Below are 19555 nucleotides of genomic sequence, written 5' to 3'. Positions count from 1 at the left end.
GGTGGAAAGCCAAACTTCCAATGCCAGCATCACCCCCCTGCGCGTGGGCAGTCTGACCCACGTGCGCGTGGCCGGAGTGATCGACGAGACCTTCCCCCTCTCCCCCGCCTCCAAGGGGATGTCGGGGCTGGTGGTGGTGGACCTGGGCCTGGTGGAGCGGATCAGCTCCTTCGGCGTCCGCCGGTGGATTGAGTTCGTGGGCCACCCGCCGCAGGGCGTGTCGGCCCTGTACGTCGTCAACGCGCCGCCGGTGGTGGTGGATCAGCTCAACATGGTGGAGGGCTTCGCGGGCGTCGCGCGCGTGCTCTCCCTGCTGGCGCCCTACACCTGCCGCTTCTGCAAGGAGGACCGGCTGCGGCTGGTCCGGCTGGTGGAGGAGGCGAAGATCCTGGAGCAGGGCGGCGCCCCGCCGCACCAGTGCCCCGTGTGCGCGCAGCCCCTGGAGTTCGCGGACGAGCCCACGGAGTTCTTCGACTTCGCCCGCCGCCAGCAGTTCTCCGCGGTGGACCCGGCCGTGCTGCGCTACCTGCGCGCCAGCAGTCCGTCGGAGCCGTCCGAGCTCTCCTCGCACCTGAAGATCATCCAGGACGACATCACCTTCATCACCCTGGCCAGCACGCTGAAGGGCGACCTCAACGTGCGCCGGCTCGCGTCCGGCCTGGAGGGGCGCGTCGCGTTCGACTGCTGTCACGTGAGCACGGTGGAGCCGGAGGCCCTGCCGCGCATCGAACAAGTGCTGGAGGTGGCGGCGCAGGGCGCGCAGGTGGTGCTCTGCCGCGTGCCCCCGCCGATGCTGGGCGTGCTGGCGAAGTCCTCCAAGCCGCTGCCGGCGAAGCTGGCCACGCTGTGGCTGCCGTGCGACTGCCGCAACTGCGGCCAGGTCACCCACCAGCGCATCCAGACCTCCGAATACCTGGAGGTGCTGCGCGCCAAGGGCACCATGGACCGCGTGTGCCCCGTCTGCGGCGGCACCGCGCGGGCCCCGGCGCTGGCGCAGTTCCAGGGCCTGCTGGCGCGCACGCCGCTCACCGAGAAGCCGCTCGACGACATCGAGGCGCTGGAGCAGCGCGCGCTCAGCCAGTACCTCTTCGGCTCCACCAACGCGGACCCCGGGGCCCGCGGCACGTCGCCCACGGACGTGCACGGCGGCAGCGCCCGGCTGCAGATCATCCGCCGGCTGGGGCAGGGCGGCATGGCGGAGGTGTTCCTCGCCAAGCAGCAGGGCGTGAAGGGCTTCGAGAAGTTCGTGGTGATGAAGAAGATCCTCGCGCAGTTCGCGGAGAACCCCGAGTTCGTCGACATGCTCTTCGCGGAGGCCCGCGCGAACGCGCGCCTCACGCACCCCAACATCGTCCAGACCTTCGACGTGGGCGTGACGGACGGCGTGGCGTACATCCTGATGGAGTACGTGCGCGGCCCGGACCTCAAGCGCCTGATCACGGAGCTGCGCCGCAAGGGCATGGCGCTGCCGCTGGAGCACGCGCTGCGCATCGTGGCGGAGGTCGCGGCGGGCCTGCACTACGCGCACAGCTACGTGGACCCGTCCGGCACCGCGCACCCGGTGGTCCACCGCGACGTCAGCCCCCACAACGTGCTCGTGTCGCTCGACGGCGCCATCAAGCTGTCGGACTTCGGCATCGCCAAGGTGCAGGGCGAGGAGCAGACGCAGGCGGGCGTCATCAAGGGGAAGATTTCGTACCTCTCCCCGGAGGCCGCCAGCGGCCGCCCGCTGGACTGGCGCAACGACGTGTTCGCGCTGGGCGTGGTGCTCTTCGAACTGCTCACCGGGCAGCTGCCGTTCCGCCGGGACCATGACGCGGCCACGCTCGCGGCCATCGTGCGCGAGCCCGCGCCGGTGCCCTCGCAGCTCAAGCCGCACATCCCGCAGGACGTGTCCGACCTCATCCTGCGCGCGCTGGTGAAGGACCCGGCGCGCCGCACGCCCTCCGCGGCGGCGATGCGCGAGGAGATCGAAGCGGTCATCGCGCACCACCGGCTGTCCTCGTCGCCCGCGTCGGTGGCGCAGTTCTTCAAGGAGGCGCTGGGGGACCGGCTCTCCGAGTACGCGCCGTCCTCCATCGCCGGCTCGGGGACGGGCTCCAACCCCCGGGCGCTGATGCCGGGCACGGGTTCGCACTCGCGCAACCTGGGCACGGGCTCCGGTTCTGGCAGCGACATGCGGGCTCCGTCGGACCTGTCCCGGCCTCCCGTGCGCGGGGGCTCCGGCAGCATGCCGCGGATGGAGCCGCCGCCCGTCGCCGCCGCGCCCGAGCCCGCCGAGCGGGGCACCGAGGTCGTCTCCGTCGCCTCCGAACCGCCGCGCCCTCCCGCCGCGCCGCCCGTGATGGCCGCTCCCGCGCCCCGTCCTTCGCGCCCTGCCGCGCCGCCGCCCGTGTCGCCGTTGCCGTCACCGACGGCGGTGCGCCCGGCCGCTTCCGCCAACGTGCCCACGCGCGTGGGGCCTCCTCCGCAGCCGCCCGCGCGGCCCTCGGTCTCCGTGCCCAGCGTGGCGCCGATGACCGCGGTCCCGCCGCCTCCTCCCGTCGCCGCCGCGCCGCAGGTCTCCGCGCCGCCGCCTCCTCCGCACACGGCCTCCTTGCCGCCCATTGGCTCCACTCCCGTGCCCACGCATGCGCGTGCCTCGGGAGAGCGCGTGGCCCCACCTCCGGCCCCGGTGCATGCCGTGCCGCCGCCCGCGCCCGTTGCTCCCAGCGCGGGCGGGCACCCCGCGCCAGGCAAGGGCCTGACGTCCGGTCAGCGCAAGGGGCTGTGGGTGGGCGGAGGCGGACTGGTGCTCGCGGGGCTCGCGCTGGCCTTCCTGTTGCCCAAGGGAGGCATGGAGGTCCGCAACGCCCAGGAGGGTGAGCGCGTCTACGTGTCCGGCGTGCTGCTGGAGGGCAAGCACGCCCTGCCCGAGGATCCGGGCGGCTGGCTCGTCTCCACCGCCGTGGACGGCAAGCTGCACCGCTTTGGCAAGGTGGCGAAGGCCGAGCACATCGACCTGCGCACGCTCGCGGATGCCGCGCCCCAGGCGGATGCCCGGGGCACGCTCAGCGTCACCGGCGCCCAGGGGTGCCGCGTCGCGCTGGGCTCCCAGGTGCTCCAGGGGCAGACGCCGCTCGCCAGTCCCATGCCCGCGGGGCGTGAGTTCGAGGTGCGCGTCACCTGCGGCGGCAAGCCTGACCTCGTCCGCTGGGTGATGGCCGTCCCGGGCCAGGGCGTCGCGTTGGACGTGCCCTGAGCTGGAGCGGATGATCCCGGGCTGGCGGTGGCCAGCTCGGGCGTCCCACCGGCCTGTCGGCGCGGCCTACAGCTTCTTCAGCAGGAAGTCCTTGTAGGCGCCGTACCCGGGCAGGTCGTCGCCCAGCGAGCCGTCCACCTTCGCGCGGATGGTGAAGGTGCCGCCCCCCAGCTCCAGCGTGTAGCCGGCGTCGTCCTTGTGGAGGATGTGCACCGTCTTGATGCCGTCCCGGACGGCCTCCTTGCCGATGTCGTCGTCGCAGACGGACTTCATGTCGTCGATGAGCCGGTCGAAGATGCCGTTGGAGATCATCTGGATGGCGGCCACCGTGGTGAAGCTGGCCTCGTCGAGCGTGGCCTGGATGTCCGCGCCGCCCGCGGCCTGCCTCAGCTCCTGCACCTTCGGCTCGAAGGAATCCCTCTTGAACGCCGCCATTTCCTTCCGTTCGGCGAGTCCCATGGTGTCTTGCTCCGCGATGCGTCCGGGCAGGAGTGCCCGACGGGCTGAAACCGTCGTGGACAGGCCCCCCATGTGTCAACGCCCCGCCTGGGGTTGATGCTTCACGTCACCCGGGCACTGACCGGATGTCAGTCGTGCGTCCCCACGTGCACGTCGCCGTGGCGCACGCAGACCCAGTGGAAGGCGCAGGAGCACGCCACCGCGCGCGCGTGCGTGCAGCAGCGTCCGCCGAAGTGCTCCGGCAGGGGTTCGCACGCGTGCTCGGGGGGCTCGGGCAGCTCCCGGGGCGCGCCCCGTCCGGACTCCGCGGGGGTGCTTCCGCAGCAGCCCCGTCCGAGGCAGAGGGGGCACAGGGACAATTCGCAGTGCGCGCACCAGTCGAACACCTCACCGGCGGTACCACGGCGCTCACAACCTCCACAGGCGTCGAACATGGGCAGTCTCCGGGCTCATTCGTGAACGAAGGTAGAGGAGGGGTCCGACATCCCAGGTTGGGTGAGGGCGTCTGGCGCTCCAGGCGGGGGGAAGCGACGGGTGTCGGACGCTCGCCCCGCGCACCTTCCACGGGTGGACGGGAGGGAGGCCGCACGGCGGTCCGTGAGCCCTTGCGGCGTTGGCAACGGATTCGCATGGAACAGGGGCTCACGCAGCTCGGGGCTCCTGGGGAGGATGCAGTCATGCGCAGACACCGCCGCATCATCGGAGTCTTCGGCTCGGGGGCGGAGGCCCACGCGGAGTGGGTCGTCCCCCTGGCGCGGTGGATCGCCGAGGCGGGCTTCGACCTGCTCACCGGGGCGGGGGGCGGTGTGATGAGCGCGGCCGCGGAGGCCTTCGTCCAGGTGGAGGGGCGGCGGGGGGCGGCCATCGGCATCATCCCCGGCACCGTGGGGACGGACGGCCGCTACCAGCCCCGGCCCGGCTATCCGAACACGGACATCGAAATCCCCATCTACACCCACCTGCCGCTCAGCGGGGAGCAGGGCACGGACCCCATGAGCCGCAACCACATCAACGTGCTGACCCCGCACGCCCTGGTGGCGCTGCCCGGGGGCGCGGGCACCGCGGCGGAGGCCGTGCTGGCGCTGCGCTATGGCAAGCCGCTCATCCTCCATGGGCCACCGGAGCTGTTCCGGCGCTTCCCGGCGGAGGCCGAGCGCACCACCTCCCTGGAGCGGGTGACGGAGTTCCTCCTGGCCGCCACCCGGTAGCCGGCCGGGGCAGGCGACCCACCGGCCTTGGTGGGTGGGGGGAAGGTACCCCACGGGGTGGGAAAAGATTCTAGGATGGACACGTGGGGCAGGGTGCGCCCGGCATCGCGGACGCCAGGCCCCTGCCACGTTCGCCACCATGATCAACCCCGACTATCCGCTGGCCAGCTGGTTCCTCGCGCTCTCCACGTCGCTGTTCCTGATCGTCTACGCACTGCCGTTGCTGTTCGTCCCACTGCGGTGGGCGCGCTGGTTCGGGTGGGAGCTGCCCACGGGCAACAACGACCTGACGGTCTACTTCGCGCGCTGCCTGGGGGGCCTGGCGCTGTCCGTCATCATCGCGGTGGTGCGGTTCATTCCGGACCCCAAGAGCCACCTGGTCATCTTCGAGCTCATCGGCCTGATTGGCGGGCTGATGACGGCGGTGCACATCTGGGGCGCGGTGATGAAGCAGCAGCCCTGGACGGAGACGGCGGAGATTCCCCTCTACGGCCTGGTGTGCGTGGGGGCCCTGTACCTTCGCTACGCCACGCTGTCCTGAGCGGAAGGCCCTGGGGATGTCCTCCACGCAGCCCATTGATCCGGTGGTCGCGGCGCTGGCGCCCTACATGCCGGCGGCCATCCTCGCGCGGCTCGGGAGCCATGAGGCGGATTCGCTGCCGCACGCGGAAGCCGTGCGGGGCGCCATCCTGCTGCTGGACATCGCGGGCTTCACGCCCATCGTGGTGGGGCTGAGCGGCGCGGGTCCGCGAGGCATCGACGCGCTCCAGCGGCTGCTCACGAACTACTACACGGAGATGATCGACGTGGTCCGCGACCACGGCGGGGACATCTACCAGTTCGCCGGAGACTCCATCCTCGCGTGCTTCGAGGCCGCGCCCGGCGAGGCGGACGCAGACGTCGTGCAGCGCGCGGCGGTGTGCGCGCTGGGCGTGCAGCGGCGGCTCGCGCGCTTCGCGCGGCTGGAGCTGTTGGGTCAGCGCTTCGGCGTGTCGTCGCGCATCGGCATCGGCTTTGGTGAGTCCACCCGCATCGTGATGGGGAGCACCGGCCTGTGGATGCACCCGGCGCTCGTGGGCGAGCCGCTGGCGCAGGCGGTGGGCGCGGAGAAGCAGGCCACGGTGTCGGAGGTGGTGCTCAGCCCCCGTGCGTGGGACGTGTTGCCGGAAGCCGCGCGAAGGGGGGAGCCCCGCGAGGGCGGCAACCACCGGCTGGCGCTCGACGCGCCGGTGGACTCCGTCAAGCGCCCGCTGCCGCCGCCCACGGGAGGGGCGGAGCTGGTGGGCCGGTGCGCGCTCCTGCTGCACCCGGTGCTCTTCACGAAGATCACCACCGCGCACCAGGAGTTCACCGGAGACTTCCGCGACGTCACCTGCTTCTTCGTGCGCTTCACGCATGCGACGTCGGACCACGACCCCGGCGCGTTCACCCGCGACCTCAACGCCTACTACGAGTTCGTCCAGCGCGAGAGCGCCCACCACGGCGGCGTGCTGCTGATGACGGACTTCACGGACAAGGGCAACGTGCTCTACGTCCTGTTCGGCGCGCCCACCGCCCAGCAGAACAAGGAGGTGCTGGCGTGCCGGCTGGCCTGCAAGCTGCTCAAGGCCCGGGAGTCGTTCCCGTTCCTGGACGAGCTGCAGATCGGCATCGCCACCGGCCACGCCTACTGCGGGGACATGGGCTCCCCGACGCGCAAGGGGTACTCGGCGCTGGGCGAGGTCGTGAACATGGCCGCGCGCTTGATGACGCACGGCGGACGCCAGAGCGGCGTGCACCTGTGCGCCAACACCCAGGCCCGCTCGCTGCAGGGCGGCTTCGCCACCGAGTTCGTGGAGGACGCGAAGCTCAAGGGCGTCTCGCGCACGGTGCCGGTGTACCGGCTGCTGGGGGAGACGCGCCGCGGCCTCTTCATCAAGGGCCGGGGCGACATCATCGGCCGCAGCCGTGAGCTGAACGTGCTGCATGAGGCGCTGAACGCGTCGTTCACCGGCCAGGGCCGCGTGTGCGTGGTGTCCGGCGAGGCCGGCATCGGCAAGTCACGGCTGGGCGCGCGCGTCCTGGAGGACGCGGAGGAGGGCGGCGCGCGGGCGCTGTACGGCGTCTGCTACTCCTACGAGATGTTCACCCCCTTCTTCCCCTGGAAGGAAGTGCTGCTCCAGGCCTTCGGGCTGCACGACTCGGATGACACGGAGGCGCAGCTGACGCGCCTGCGGCAGGGGCTGGACGGCCTGGAGGACGTGGGGCCGGAGTGGATGCCCGTGGTCGCGGGCATCCTGGGCATGTCCCTGGAGGAGACGTCCGTCACGGCGGGGATGGACGCGAGGCGCAAGCAGCAGAAGGTGTTCCAGATCGTCTTCCAGCTCCTGGAGAAGCTCAGCCACGCGCAGCCGCTGCTGCTCTTCTTCGAGGACCTGCACTGGGCGGACTACATCTCGTTGGACCTGCTCCAGCACCTCGCGGCGCGCGTGGGGTCGCACCGCATCATGGTGCTGGCGACGATGCGCCCGGGCGACCAGCTCAAGGGGCTGCGCGACACGCCCGAGTACTGTCCGGTGGACCTGAGCAGCCTGGACGACGAGGACACGCGAGCGCTCCTGCGCGTGCACCTGCGCTTGTCGCCGCCGGACGTGGCGCTGGAGGAGCGGCTGCTCGCGAAGGTGCAGGGCAACCCGTTCTTCATCGAGTCCATCGTGGAGGGCCTGGCGGAGCAGGGCTACCTGGGACCGGTGGAGCCCGGCGCGTCGCGGATGGAGGTGAAGCGCGGCCTGCAGGACCTGCTGCTCCCGGACTCCATCCAGGACGTGGTGCTGTCGCGCATCGACCTGCTGAGCGAGACGGAGAAGCTGGTGGTGAAGGTGGCGTCCGTCATCGGGCGCATCTTCACGCTGGACGCGGTGGCGGCGCTGGTGCCCTCCCTGGCCGGCCCGAGGCTCCGCGAGGCCATGGACACGCTCCGGCGCCTGGGCCTCACCCTCCTGGAGGCGGAGGAGCCCTACACCTGCCTCTTCAAGCACATCGTCATCCGCGACGTGGCCTACAACACGCTGCTGGTGTCGGCGCGCGAGGACCTGCACCGCCGGCTCGCGCGCTACCTGGAGGCCCGCGCGAGCGACAACCTCGCGGGCTCCGCGGGTCTGCTCGCGTTCCACTTCCTCGCGGGCAACGTGGAGGACAAGGGCCTGGAGTACACGCTGATGGCGGCCCGCAGCGCGCGGGCGCAGTACGCCAACGACGACGCCCTCTACCACTACAACCGGGGGTTGGAGCTCCTGGGCACCGTCGTGCCGGTGGACCCGGAGGCGATGCTGCTGAAGACGCGCCGGGTGATGCAGGAGCTGGCGGAGACGCTGCTCCAGGCGGGCCACTACGCCAACGCCATCCTGATGTTCGAGCAGTGCCTGGTGGACGAGGAGGAGGTGCCGCAGCAGGCGGAGCTGCACCTGGGCCTGGGCCGCGCGCACCAGGAGAAGGGCGAGTCCGCGCTGGCCACGCAGCACCTGGAGCAGTCGCTGGTCCTCCGAGGCCGCAGCCTCCCCGGGAACCTGGCCGCGCTGGGCGCGCGGACGCTGGGCAACCTGCTCCTCCGGGGGCTGGCCACGCTGATGCCGTTCGTGCTGCGGCCGCTGCCCGCGTCGCGGCTGGGCAACTACCTCCAGCAGCTGTCCACGCTCAACTCGCTCATCCGCATCTACTACTTCGCGGACATCACCAAGCTCACCTGGGCGACGCTGGTGTCCACCAACATGGCGGAGCGCTCGCGCAGCGACTACGCCATGAGCCTCGCCAGCGGCTATTACGGCACGCTGCTGTTCGGCGCGGGGTTGCTCAAGCGCGCGCGGCTGCACTGCGAGCGGGCGCTCACCTACGCACTGCGCTCCCGCGACCCCGTGGCGGAGGGGCTCGCGCTCAGCCGCCTGGGCATCCAGGCCTTCTTCGCCAACGAGCTGGAGCGCGCGCGGGAGTTCCAGGAGGAGGCCGTCTCCACGCTGCGCCAGGTGGGCGAGCGCTGGGAGCGCCAGACGTCCCTGATGATGCAGGCGACAGGGGAGTTCCTCCACTCGCGCTTCCGGACGGCGGAGTCGCTCTACGAGCAGATGGGGACCATTGGCCTGGAGCTCAACGCGCTGATGCACCAGGGCTGGGCGCACTCGTGGGCGCCCATGTGCCGCTACCTGCTGGGCGAAGGCGACGTCGGCGAGCTGTGCGCGGAGATGGAGCAGGGCCTGCGCATCAGCATGGAGGTGGCGGACCTGGCCAACCAGTGCGCGAGCCTCAACCACCTGGCCAACGTCACCGTGCGCGAGCACCAGGTGGAGGAGGCGGCGCTCGTCGCGGTGCGCTGCTTCAAGAGCATCTGGAGCTACCAGGTGCTGGTGCCCTTCCTCCAGGTGGGGCTGGTGGACGCGGCGGAGGCGGCCCTCTTCGCGCTGGAGGAGGGCGCCACGGTGGTGTCGCGCAAGAAGCTGCTGCGCATCGTGCGGCTGGCCTGCCTCAAGGCGCGCGTGATCGCCCGGCTGTACCCGTACCTCAAGGGCCCGGCGCTGCGCGTGACGGCGCGCGCCCTGGCCCTGCGCAAGGGCCCGAGGGCCGCGGAGCCGGTGTTCCTGGAGGCCATCGCCGTCCTGGAGAAGAGCCCCAACCGCTGGGAGACGGGCGTGGCCTACTTCGACGCGGCGGTGGCGCTGCCGCACCGGCGGGACGCGTTCCTGGCCCGCGCCCGGGCCATCTTCACGCAGGTGGAGGCCCACGCGGAGCTGCGCCGCATGGACCGCTTCCAGGCCGCGATGCAGGCCCTGCTGCCCGGCACCGCGGCGCTCCCGCCGCTCCGCGCCGCGCGGGGGGGGTGACCGTGCATCCCCCCGCGCCGTCAGGCCCGGCCCCTACGCTGCGTGCCTCCCCTTCGACTCCGCACCAGGCCATGACCACCGCTCCGCTCCGCTTCCGGTTCAGTCCCGTCATCGTCGGCTACATGCTCGTGGTGCATGCGCTGGCCGCGCTGGCCTTCTTCCTCCCGTGGCCTCCGTACGCGCTGCCGGTGGCGCTGGGGGTGTACGTGTCCATCGGGCTGGGCACCACGGTGGGGCTGCACCGGCTCCTCTGCCACCGGGCCTTCGCCTGCCCCCGCTGGGTGGAGTACGCGCTGGTGACGGTGGCCATGCTGACGGCCCAGGGCAGCCCGCTGCTGTGGGCCGCCAACCACCGGCTGCATCACGCGAAGGCGGACATGGAGGGCGACGTGCATTCGCCCGTGCGCGGCTTCTGGTACGCGCACATGGGGTGGATCCTCAACGAGGCCTCCACGGAGGAGGACGGCTGGCGCACCTGGTGCCGCGACATGGCGCAGGACGGCTACTACCACTGGCTCCTGCGCTACCGGATCGCGCCGCAGGTGCTGGCGGTGCTCGCGGTGGGGCTGACGTTCGGCTGGCGCGCGGTGCCCGCGTACTTCTTCCTGCCGGTGGTGTGCTGGATGCAGAGCACCTACGCGGTGAACTCCGTGTGCCACGCCGCGTTCGGCTCGCGCGTCCACGACACGCGCGACCAGAGCCGGAACGTGTGGTGGGTGAGCGTCCTCGCGCTGGGCGAGGGCTGGCACAACAACCACCACGCCTTCCCCGCGTCCGCGCGGCATGGCTGGGTGTGGTGGCAGTGGGATCCAGGCTGGCTCTTCATCCGCGCGCTCCAGGCCGTGGGGCTGGCGTGGGACGTGCGCCTGCCGTCCCGGCTCAGGTCAGAAGCTGGGGCTTGAGGCCCAGCGCGGCCATCTGCTTCACGTCCCACTCCTCGATGGCGTCCAGGCCCGCGATGTAGCGGCGCGCCGGGTTCTTCACCGGGTTGCGGATGCTGATGATCTCCGGCCCGGAGAAGAGGATGGTCTGCTTGTAGCGGGGCAGGTCGCTCATCATCAGCTTGGACGCGTAGTGCCGCGCGATGTTGGGCAGGCTCCCCAGCGTGTGACACAGCCGGCGGAAGTGCTCCACCACCTCCGACCCGTGGAGCTGCTTGGGCCGGTGGCACAGCGTGTAGCCGTCATAGTCGCGGCTGGTGGTGCCCGGCAGCAGCCGGTTGTCCGCCTGGAGCTCGCGAAAGAAGGGCGTCTCCGGATACGGGCACACGATGCCCAGGAAGGTGACGGAGAAGTACTTCAGGTCCGCCAGGTACTCCGGCAGCCGGTGCAGGTATTCGTTGGTGTCGCCGTCCGAGCCGACGATGAGCCCGAAGGACAGCAGGATGCCGGCGGAGAAGACGCGGCGGATGACGGCGTCCACCTCCGACAGCTTGTTCTGCCCCTTGTTCATCGCCTTGATGGAGTCCGGGTTGAGGGACTCCAGGCCGGTGTAGACGTAGCGGCAGCCCGCCTTCGCCATCAGCTTCACCAGCGCTTCATCCTTGAGCACGTTGAAGGTGAGGGCGCAGCCCCAGGTCTTCTTCAAGGGGATGAGCGCTTCGCAAAGCGCGCGCAGGTACTTGGGGGAGCCGCCCAGGTTGTTGTCCAGGAAGACGAAGGCGTCATCCATCAGCCCCAGGAAGTTCGGGTTCCAGCGCATGCGCGTCTGGATCTCGTCGATGACCTCGGGGATGGGGCGGAAGCGGTAGCGCTCGTGGCCGGTGAGCACGCAGAAGTTGCAGGTGAAGGGGCAGCCTCGCGACGCCTCGATGCCCGGCAGGCGCACCTTGTTGTGCGTGAAGTCGATGAGCTCGTAGCGGTACGGGCGGATGGCCGCGGCGCCCTGCGACGGCAGGCTGTAGCGCGGCTTCAGCTCGCCCTTCTCGAAGTCGGCGATGAGCGCGGGCACGTTGGATTCGGGCTCGCCGGTGATGACCGCGTCGAAATAGAGGGCCGCGTCGTCGGGGAAGTGGCTGGCGTGCCGCCCGCCCGCCACCGTCGTCATGCCGCGCTGACGGAAGAGGGTGGAGAGCACCTTGGTGTGCTCGTAGTACGAGTGCAGGTACGAGAAGAAGACCAGGTCCCAGTGCCTGTCCAACGGCAGGTCGGCCTCCTTCTCGTTGAAGATCTCCACCTGCGCGTGCTCCGGGCACAGGCCGGCGATCAGCTCCGGCACGGAGGACTGCATGATGGAGGGTTCCTTGATCCGCAGGCGGGTCGGATGGGTGTACGTGGCGATGATGGCGATGCGCATGCGTGCGCTCCGGACGAGGGCACGGAAGGAACGCCCCGCGCCCGTTCGCGGTTGCCTCTGCCGGACCGCGGCCCCCTCCGTTCGCCGAGAATCACCCGGAGTCCGGGCAGTGGCAAAGGATCTCCGCGGGCCGCGACGCACTCCGCGTGTTTCCGGTGTCAGCGGACGACCCGGCAGGACCTATCTCGTCGGGGGGCGCTGCTGATAGATCTTTGAAACATGGATACCTCTCCTCCGCCATCCTCCGGTGGTTGGCCGTTTCGACGCTATTTCTGGATTTCAGTCGTCGCCGCGGCGGCGCTCAGCCTGCTGACGCTGAACACGGGCTGGATGTTCGACGACTATGTCTGGCTGGGCGTCTGGGACAACCTGCCGCAGCCAGCGCCGCTGGCGAACACGCACTTCGACGTGTACCGCACGGCCACGGGCGTCGCGGAGCACACCGCGCAGATGTCCCATGCGGGCATCTTCCCGTGGTGGGTGGAGCCCGGGGTGAAGCTGGCCTTCTTCCGGCCGCTGGGCAGCGCGCTGTTCGGCCTGGATCACCTGCTCTACAACCGCGTCGCCGTCGCGTATCACGTGCACTCGCTGCTCTGGTACGTGGGCCTGGTGATGCTGGTGGGCGTGCTGTTCCGGCGGCTGCTGCCCACGGGGCTGGCCGGGCTGGCGCTGTTCCTCTTCGCCGTCAACGGCTCCCACAGCGCGGTGGTGGGCTGGCTGTCCTACCGCGTGCTGCTGGTGTCCATGCTCTTCGGGGTGCTGGGCCTCTGGCTGCACATGGAGTGGCGCGAGCGCCAGCGCAAGGGCGCGCTGGTGGGGTCGCTCATCGCCTTCGCGCTGGGCCTGGCGGGCGCGGAGACGGTGCTCATCATGATCCCCTACGTCCTCGCCTATGAGGCCTTCGCGGGTCCGGGCAAGCCGTCCGACCGGCTCAAGGCGCTCATCCCGTTTGGCGCGCTGATGACCGCCTTCCTCGTCATGTACAAGGCGCTGGGCTACGGCGCGGCGAGGCAGGACACGCACCTGGATCCGTACGGGGCGCCGGTGCAGTGGTTCATGGGGATGTTCGCGCGCGTGCCCGCCGCCATCGCGGGGCTGACGCTCAGCGCGCCCAACGACTACATCCTGGACCCGTCCTATGTGCCCACCTTCCAGCTGCTGGGCGCGGCGGGCCTGGTGTTCTTCGGGCTGCTCCTGTGGGGCGTGTGGCCGCAGGTGGAGCCGGCGGAGCGCAAGACGCTGAAGTGGCTGCTGACGGGCTCGTTCCTGTCCACGTGGCTGGGCAGCTCGCCGCTGGCGGGCGCCCGCACGCTCATCGTGCCCAGCCTGGGCATGGCGGTGGCGCTGGCGGTGGTGCTGCGCTGCGCGTGGCGCGGCCGCGCGCTGAAGCCCCGGGCGGGCGCGGTGCTGGCGGGCGCGGCGGTGATGGCGCTCCTGCACGTCGTGGGCGCGCCGTACGTCTGGTGGCAGACCTCGGGCTTCTATTCGCAGGTGGACGCGTTGTTCAAGCGCGTGAACCTGCGCTACGCGGAGGCCCTGGACCTGGAGCAGTTCCCGAACCAGCGCCTGGTGGTGCTCAACGCCCCCAGCGGCACGGTGGGCATCTACGGCTCCGTGCAGTGGTGGTCCTCGGGCCGGCCCCTGCCGAAGAACTGGTGGGTGCTGTCCTACAAGTCGGAGGAGCAGAAGGTGACGCGCACCGGCCCCAACTCGCTGGAGCTGTCGCTGACGGACGGGAAGCACTACCTCAACATCCTGGAGGAGCGCATCTACCGCGGCGTGAACTACCCGGTGAAGCAGGGGGATGAGTTCGACATGAAGGGCATGAAGGCGCGCATCGAGGAGGCGGACGCGGAGGGCCCCACGCGCATCTCCTTCACCTTCGACGTGCCGCTGGAGGACCCGTCGCTCAAGTTCGTCGAGTGGCGCAACCGCAAGGTGATCCCCTGGACGCCGCCCGCGCTGGGCGGGCCGCCGTCGCTGACCAACGCCCGCGTCGTGGATTAGTCCAAAGACACGAAGGGCGGACCCCCGCGAAGGGGCCCGCCCTGGGTGGGGGGACGCTGCTCTTGCGCTCAGCCCACCATCTGGACGATGGCCAGCGTGATGCCGTAGACGATGACGGACACCAGCGCGGCGGCGGGGATGGTGAACACCCACGCCCAGATGATGCGTCCCGCGGTGCCCCACTTCACCGCGCGCCAGCCGCGCGTGGACCCCACGCCGACGATGGCGCCGGTGATGGTGTGGGTGGTGGACACGGGGATGCCCAGCTCCGCCAGCGCGATGATGGTGACGCCGCCGCCCGTCTCCGCGCAGAAGCCGCCAATGGGCGCCAGCTTCGTGAGGCTGTGGCCCATGGTGCGGATGATGCGCCAGCCGCCGAAGAAGGTGCCCATCGCGATGGCGGCGTGGCAGGAGATGATCATCCACCAGTCGATGTGGAAGGGCCGGTCGCGCCAGATGGTGCCGAAGAGCACCACGGCGATGATGCCCATCACCTTCTGCGCGTCGTTGGTGCCGTGGCTGAAGGAGAAGATGGCGGACGACACCAGCTGGAGCCTGCGGAACCAGGTGTCCACGCGCAGGGGCGTCTGACGGCGCACCGCCCACGTGCTGGCCACCATCATCCCGATGCCCAGCACCATGCCGATGAGCGGCGACAGCACGATGAACGCCGCGATGCGCGCGATGCCGGAGCCCACCAGGCCCTGGAAGCCCAGCACCGGCAGCGTGGCGCCAATCATCCCGCCCGCCAGCGCGTGCGACGACGACGAGGGCAGCCCCCACCACCAAGTGAGCAGGTTCCAGGAGATGGCCCCGATGAGCGAGGAGAAGATGACCATCAACACCGCGGTGGGGCCGGCCGCGCGGAGCATGTCGAAGTTGATGATGCCCTTGCCCATGGTGTTGGCGACGTGAACGCCGCCGGCGAACGCAGCCACGAAGTTGAAGAACGCCGCCCAGGCCACCGCGAGGTTGGGCGACAGCACGCGCGTGGAGACGACCGTGGCGATGGAGTTCGCGGCGTCGTGGAAGCCGTTGATGAAGTCGAAGACGAGCGCGACGATGACGATGAGGACGACCGCGGCGAGCAGCATCTCAGGAGTGCTCCAGCACGACGCCTTCGATGACGTTGGCGACACCCTGGCACTTGTCGGTCGCCGTCTCGATGAGGTCGTAGATCTCCTTCCACTTGATGATGGTCAGGGTGTCCACGCCGCTCTTGAACAGCCGGCCCATGCCCGCGCGCAGCACCTCGTCCGCCTGCGACTCCAGGTGCTTGATCTCCTTGCAGCCCGCCAGGATCTGCTCCGGCTTCTTGATGAGGCGCAGGGCGGCCACCACCTCCTGCACCTTGCGCGTGGACAGCACCAGGAGCCGCGCCAGCTCCGTGGCGTCCGCCCGGGTGCTGTCGATCTCGTAGTACAGCAGGCGCGCCGCCGCCGCGTTGGTCAGGTCCAGCACGTCGTCGATGCGCGACAGCAGCGAGTGGATCTGCCCGCGGTCGAAGGGGGTGATGAACTGCTGGTGGAGCCGGTTGAAGGCCGCGTGGGTGACGTCGTCACCCTTGTGCTCCACGTCCTTGAGCGCCTGGACGCGCGCGGGCACGTCCCGGTAGTCGCTCAACAGGTCGTGCAGGAGCTGGGCTCCCTCGACGGTCCTTGCGCATTGCGCGTCGAAGTCGTCGAAGAACTCGTCCGACTTCGGCATCAGCTTTTCGAGCATGGATTCTCCCTCGGCGCCTGGAGGGCCAGGCGAGGTCCGCCGCGGGAGGAGGAGAGGCGCGAGGTGTGGCACTCCCGTGGCGCGCGAGTGAGTACCCTACCTGGAGAGATTCGCCAGTGCCGCGTGCGAAATCGCACGAATTCCAGGAGGTTGGAGCGTGACGCGGCGGCGGCTCAGACGACGCGGTTGCGCAGCTCCTCGAAGAATCCCACCCACAGCTGCCACATCTCCTCCGCGCCCCGGGTGATGGTGGCCAGCTCCGCGTCGGTGTACTCGAGCCCCATGGTGTGGCCGGCCGTCTCCACGTGGTCCGGCTCCTGCTTCACGTGGATGTCCACCCAGGGCAGGGACTTGAGGCCCGTGGTGCGGCGCACCAGCTTGCCCAGCTTCGCCACCATGGTGAGGTCCGCCACCTCCGTGCCGTAGAGGAAGCCCAGGCCCGTGAGGTGGTTGTCCGTGGAGCGCTGGTAGCCGTCGAGCAGCCGGCGCGTGGCGGGCGCCATGTCCGCTTCGGACACGCCCGCCTTCGTGAAGCCCGCGTCCGTCATCGTCGTGATGAAGAAGCGCTCGTGCGCGCGCTCCGGATCCCCTTCGCCCACCTCCTGGTTGAGGATGTGCGACACCGCCGTCTTCATCTCGATCTGCGGGCAGACGGCGAGCAGCTTGCCCAGGAAGTTGGGGAAGTAGTGCAGCGGGTGCCACCACTGGCCCAGCACCATCTCCGCCTGCTCGCGGCTGAAGGCCTTCTCATCCACCACTTCGAAGAACCGGTGCTTGATGAGCTGCTCACGGTGGGGGTTCTTCGCGAGCGCCGCCTCGATGGTCTGGTTCCGCATGACGCCTCCAGGGCCTGTGCTGCCAGAAAGGGCTGGGTCGGCGTTTATCACAATTCAGGACTGTGATTCTTGAAATAGTAGAAATACAAGTTCAATGCGACTACGTTGTTTACCGCCATTGTGGAACCTGCCCGTTCCAGAGGGGGCCCCCACGGCGGGTGTGTGGGAGAAGGGGCGAGCGGGCGACGTGGGGCATGTCCGCCTGGGCGGGCCTGTTCCAGGCGGGGCTTCACGTCCTACAGTTGGAAAATCAGCATTTGTTCCCTGATCCCTCTTGTCGCGGAAGGCGCATGACCCTGTTCCGGCATCCCGAAGATCGCATCCCGGTCCTGTTGTTCACGTGCGTGTTCGCGCTCGACGTGACGGTGTTCCTCACGGCGAGCAGCTGGTGGGTGCCGGTGTTGTGGTTCGGCCTGGGCATCATCCCCAAGGGATGGATCTGCTCGTGGAACCACCACCACCAGCACCTGTCGATGTTCCGGCACGCGCTGCCCAACCGCCTCCTGGAGATCATCTTCGGTTTCCAGACGGGCGTGACGTCGCAGGCGTGGTTCCTCCACCACGTGCTGGGTCACCACCGCAACTACCTGGACCAGACGAAGGACGAGTCGCGCTGGAAGCGCGATGACGGCACGACCATGGGCGAGCTGGAGTACTCGCTCAGCACCATGCTGACCGCGTATCCGCGGGCGTTCGAAGTGGGGCGCCAGCAGCACCCCAAGGCGCTGCGGGTGTTCATCGCGATGGGCGTGCTGCAGGTCGTCCTGTTGGCGGGGCTGTTCTGGGTGAACCCCTACAACGCGCTCTTCGTGTTCCTGCTGCCCATGGTGGCGTCGCTGTTCGTCACGGTGTGGGCGACCTTCTTCCACCACGTGGACCTGAACACCGAGCTGCACTCGGAGGCCTCGTACAACATCCTCCACCGCGGCTACAACCTGATGACCGGCAACCTGGGCTACCACACCGCGCATCACACGCGGCACGGGCTGCACTGGTCCAAGCTGCCGGAGCTGCACGCCCAGCTCGCGCGGGAGATCCCCGCGCACCTCTACCGTCAGCCGGGCATCCCGTTCGTCTGGCGCGGCTCCGAAGCGAAGGTGGTGCTCAGCCAGCACGAACTGGACGCCATCGCCGCGGCGCCCGCGGCGACGGGGGAGAAGCTGGCGGCCTGAGGCCGAGGGCCCCCCGCGGAGCGCCGTCGTCCGGCGGAAAAAGAGGGGGGGCGCTCCGCCCCCCCGTCCCATCACTTCTCTGCGGGGACGCGGTTCGCCGCCAGGTTGATGACGTTCACCAGGAGGTCCTTCACGCGGCGGGGCTTGTTGCCGCCGTTGTCCTCGATGATCTTCTCGATGTCGTCATCCTGCCGGTGGTACTCGGGGATGAGATCGCCGCCGCCCTCGGGGTTGGACAGGCCCTCGAAGAGGAAGAGCACGTCCTCGCCCTTGCGCCCGAACGACGCGCCGTCCTGGCGGTCGCGGTACACGTTGATGTCCCGGTTGATGCGGTCGAACGGGTCCGCCATCTGCTGGTTCGCCTGGTCCACCACGTCCCGGAAGTAGTTGGGCTGGCCCTTGGTGTTGGTGTCCACGACGGACAGGCGCTGATCATCCCAGCGGCCCACCATGTCCGTGTTGATGACGCCGGCGATGTCCTTCATCTCCAGCCCGGGGATGGGGTGGTCCACGAAGTACTGCGAGCCCACCAGCCCCTTCTCCTCCGCGCCCGTCCAGATGAAGAGCACGGAGCGGTCCAGCTTGCCGTTCTTCGCGGCCTCCGCCAGCTCCGGCACCGCCGCCATCAGCACCGCGCTGCCTGACGCGTTGTCGTCCGCGCCGTTGAACGGGTTGCCCTTGCGGTCCACGCCCACGTGGTCCAGGTGGGCCATCACCACGATGACCTCGTCCTTGTGGGGGCCGGTGCCGGGCAGCATCGCCATCGTGTTCACGGCCTGTCCCGTCGCCGTGGCCACCTGCTTGAGCTCCTCCACGCTGCGCTGCTTCCCGGACCGCGCCGGGGCCAGCGGCTGGCCCGCCGCCTTCATCGTGCTCTCGTACTGCTTGTTGAGCAGCTTCAGCGTGTCCTTGGGCATCTTCTCGTCCAGGTAGAACCCCTCCTGGAACATCTTGTGGCCGAACTGCTTGTGCTCGCCGTGGGCCGCGCCGTTCGCCTCGCCGGCCGTGTTCGGCCCCAGCCAGGAGTAGACGTTGAACTTCTGCTGGAAGGGGTTCGCCGGGTTGTTCGAGTTGGGCCCCACGAGGCCGTACTTCTCCGCGTGCGCCTGCACGTAGGCGCTCGCCGCGTCCAGGCCCTCGGAGGGGCTGTCACGGCCCTTCAGCGCGTCGGAGGCCAGGTACTCGATGTGCGTCATCGGATCCGAGTCGACCGACACGGGCGGCTCGGCGGGCGTCTCCGGCACCGGCGTCGTGGGCGCCGGAGTGCAGGGCGCGGGCAGCGACAGCACCGGGGGCGGCGCGGGCAGCCGGGGCAGGGAGGGGCGCGTGCCGGAGGACTCGAAGCCGTCCTTGAACGCGAGGGGACGGTTCTTCGACTTCGCGTCCGTGCTCCGCGCGTCCTGCGAGTTCAACCGCGACACGGAGGTGAGGGGGCGCGAGCTGTCGTTGATCTTCGTGGCCATGGTGGGGAGTCCGGGGGAGGAAACGCGCTTCCTGAGATTATCCGACGGAGCCGGTCAGAAGTTGTGCGCCGCGGCGCGATTCCGTGCGTTATCAGTTCATTCAGTGAATCCAGGTTTCAAAGGGGGCGCGCCGGATCCCGCCGGGCCGTCTTGGCGGCCGCTGTGACTCGCCTTGCTACAAATACAGTGTTTCATGTGACTCATGTCGCTACTCCTGTTTTCTCATTCAATGAATGGCAAGAGTGAAGACAGACGCGTCCGGTGTGTTGGCTCAAGGGGTGCAATGGGGAGGCGTGCAGTTC

14 protein-coding genes are annotated in these 19555 nt (G+C 69.7%); 7 read left to right on the top strand and 7 right to left on the bottom strand.

All coding sequences use genetic code 11. The annotated features are described in order from the left end of the window. The first annotated feature begins 1 nt into the window (after position 1). A complete protein-coding gene (locus tag GTY96_RS10595; RefSeq protein ID WP_143900992.1) occupies positions 2 to 3241 on the top strand; it encodes a serine/threonine-protein kinase in 3240 nt (1079 codons plus the stop codon). A 66-nt stretch (positions 3242 to 3307) separates the two neighbouring features. Here GTY96_RS10595 and GTY96_RS10590 read toward each other — a convergent pair whose 3' ends face one another. Next, positions 3308 to 3700 (bottom strand): hypothetical protein, encoded by a 393-nt coding sequence (locus GTY96_RS10590; RefSeq protein ID WP_161664639.1) that lies wholly within the window; start codon positions 3698 to 3700, stop codon positions 3308 to 3310. Between the two features lie 128 nt (positions 3701 to 3828). After that, positions 3829 to 4134, bottom strand: coding sequence for a hypothetical protein (locus GTY96_RS10585; protein WP_143900990.1), 306 nt, complete (start codon positions 4132 to 4134; stop codon positions 3829 to 3831). A 243-nt stretch (positions 4135 to 4377) separates the two neighbouring features. On the opposite strand from GTY96_RS10585, the gene GTY96_RS10580 reads away from it, so the two are divergent. The 4 genes from GTY96_RS10580 (at position 4378) to GTY96_RS10565 (ending at position 10660) form a co-directional block, all read left to right on the top strand. Beyond that, positions 4378 to 4908 carry an SLOG cluster 4 domain-containing protein gene (locus GTY96_RS10580; RefSeq protein WP_143900989.1) on the top strand — a complete coding sequence of 177 codons (531 nt, stop codon included), beginning with the start codon at positions 4378 to 4380 and terminating at the stop codon, positions 4906 to 4908. Between the two features lie 139 nt (positions 4909 to 5047). Beyond that, positions 5048 to 5449: a hypothetical protein gene (locus GTY96_RS10575; RefSeq protein WP_143900987.1), complete on the top strand. Its 402-nt coding sequence runs from the start codon at positions 5048 to 5050 to the stop codon at positions 5447 to 5449. A 16-nt stretch (positions 5450 to 5465) separates the two neighbouring features. Further along, positions 5466 to 9758, top strand: coding sequence for an AAA family ATPase (locus tag GTY96_RS10570; RefSeq protein WP_161664638.1), 4293 nt, complete (start codon positions 5466 to 5468; stop codon positions 9756 to 9758). A 71-nt stretch (positions 9759 to 9829) separates the two neighbouring features. Continuing rightward, the gene (locus GTY96_RS10565; RefSeq protein WP_143900983.1) at positions 9830 to 10660 is read left to right on the top strand and encodes an acyl-CoA desaturase; all 831 of its coding nucleotides are present in this window, start codon (positions 9830 to 9832) and stop codon (positions 10658 to 10660) included. Here GTY96_RS10565 and GTY96_RS10560 read toward each other — a convergent pair. Then, the gene (locus GTY96_RS10560; RefSeq protein ID WP_161664637.1) at positions 10638 to 12053 is read right to left on the bottom strand and encodes a B12-binding domain-containing radical SAM protein; all 1416 of its coding nucleotides are present in this window, start codon (positions 12051 to 12053) and stop codon (positions 10638 to 10640) included. The genes GTY96_RS10565 and GTY96_RS10560 overlap by 23 nt on opposite strands. Before the next feature lie 219 nt (positions 12054 to 12272). Between GTY96_RS10560 and GTY96_RS10555 the strand changes: the two genes are divergently transcribed. Then, complete coding sequence (locus tag GTY96_RS10555) at positions 12273 to 14060, top strand: hypothetical protein (protein ID WP_143900979.1); 1788 nt, start codon at positions 12273 to 12275, stop codon at positions 14058 to 14060. A 68-nt stretch (positions 14061 to 14128) separates the two neighbouring features. Here the strand turns inward: GTY96_RS10555 and GTY96_RS10550 are convergent, their stop codons facing one another. The 3 genes from GTY96_RS10550 to GTY96_RS10540 form a co-directional block, all read right to left on the bottom strand. After that, positions 14129 to 15154 (bottom strand): inorganic phosphate transporter, encoded by a 1026-nt coding sequence (locus GTY96_RS10550; RefSeq protein WP_143900977.1) that lies wholly within the window; start codon positions 15152 to 15154, stop codon positions 14129 to 14131. A 1-nt stretch (position 15155) separates the two neighbouring features. Beyond that, complete coding sequence (locus GTY96_RS10545) at positions 15156 to 15782, bottom strand: DUF47 domain-containing protein (RefSeq protein ID WP_143900975.1); 627 nt, start codon at positions 15780 to 15782, stop codon at positions 15156 to 15158. A gap of 173 nt (positions 15783 to 15955) precedes the next feature. Then, complete coding sequence (locus GTY96_RS10540; RefSeq protein WP_143900973.1) at positions 15956 to 16618, bottom strand: TenA family transcriptional regulator; 663 nt, start codon at positions 16616 to 16618, stop codon at positions 15956 to 15958. A gap of 290 nt (positions 16619 to 16908) precedes the next feature. On the opposite strand from GTY96_RS10540, the gene GTY96_RS10535 reads away from it, so the two are divergent. Next, positions 16909 to 17790, top strand: coding sequence for a fatty acid desaturase family protein (locus GTY96_RS10535; protein WP_143900971.1), 882 nt, complete (start codon positions 16909 to 16911; stop codon positions 17788 to 17790). Between the two features lie 71 nt (positions 17791 to 17861). Here GTY96_RS10535 and GTY96_RS10530 read toward each other — a convergent pair whose 3' ends face one another. Further along, on the bottom strand, positions 17862 to 19253 hold the full coding sequence (locus tag GTY96_RS10530; RefSeq protein ID WP_143900969.1) for a M28 family metallopeptidase: 1392 nt from the start codon (positions 19251 to 19253) through the stop codon (positions 17862 to 17864). Positions 19254 to 19555 lie beyond the last annotated feature (302 nt).

The sequence above is a fragment of the Corallococcus silvisoli genome, from assembly GCF_009909145.1.
GTDB lineage: Bacteria > Myxococcota > Myxococcia > Myxococcales > Myxococcaceae > Corallococcus > Corallococcus silvisoli.
The sequence above is the reverse complement of the archived record's forward strand: the minus strand, read 5'-3'. Positions and strand labels throughout refer to the sequence as shown.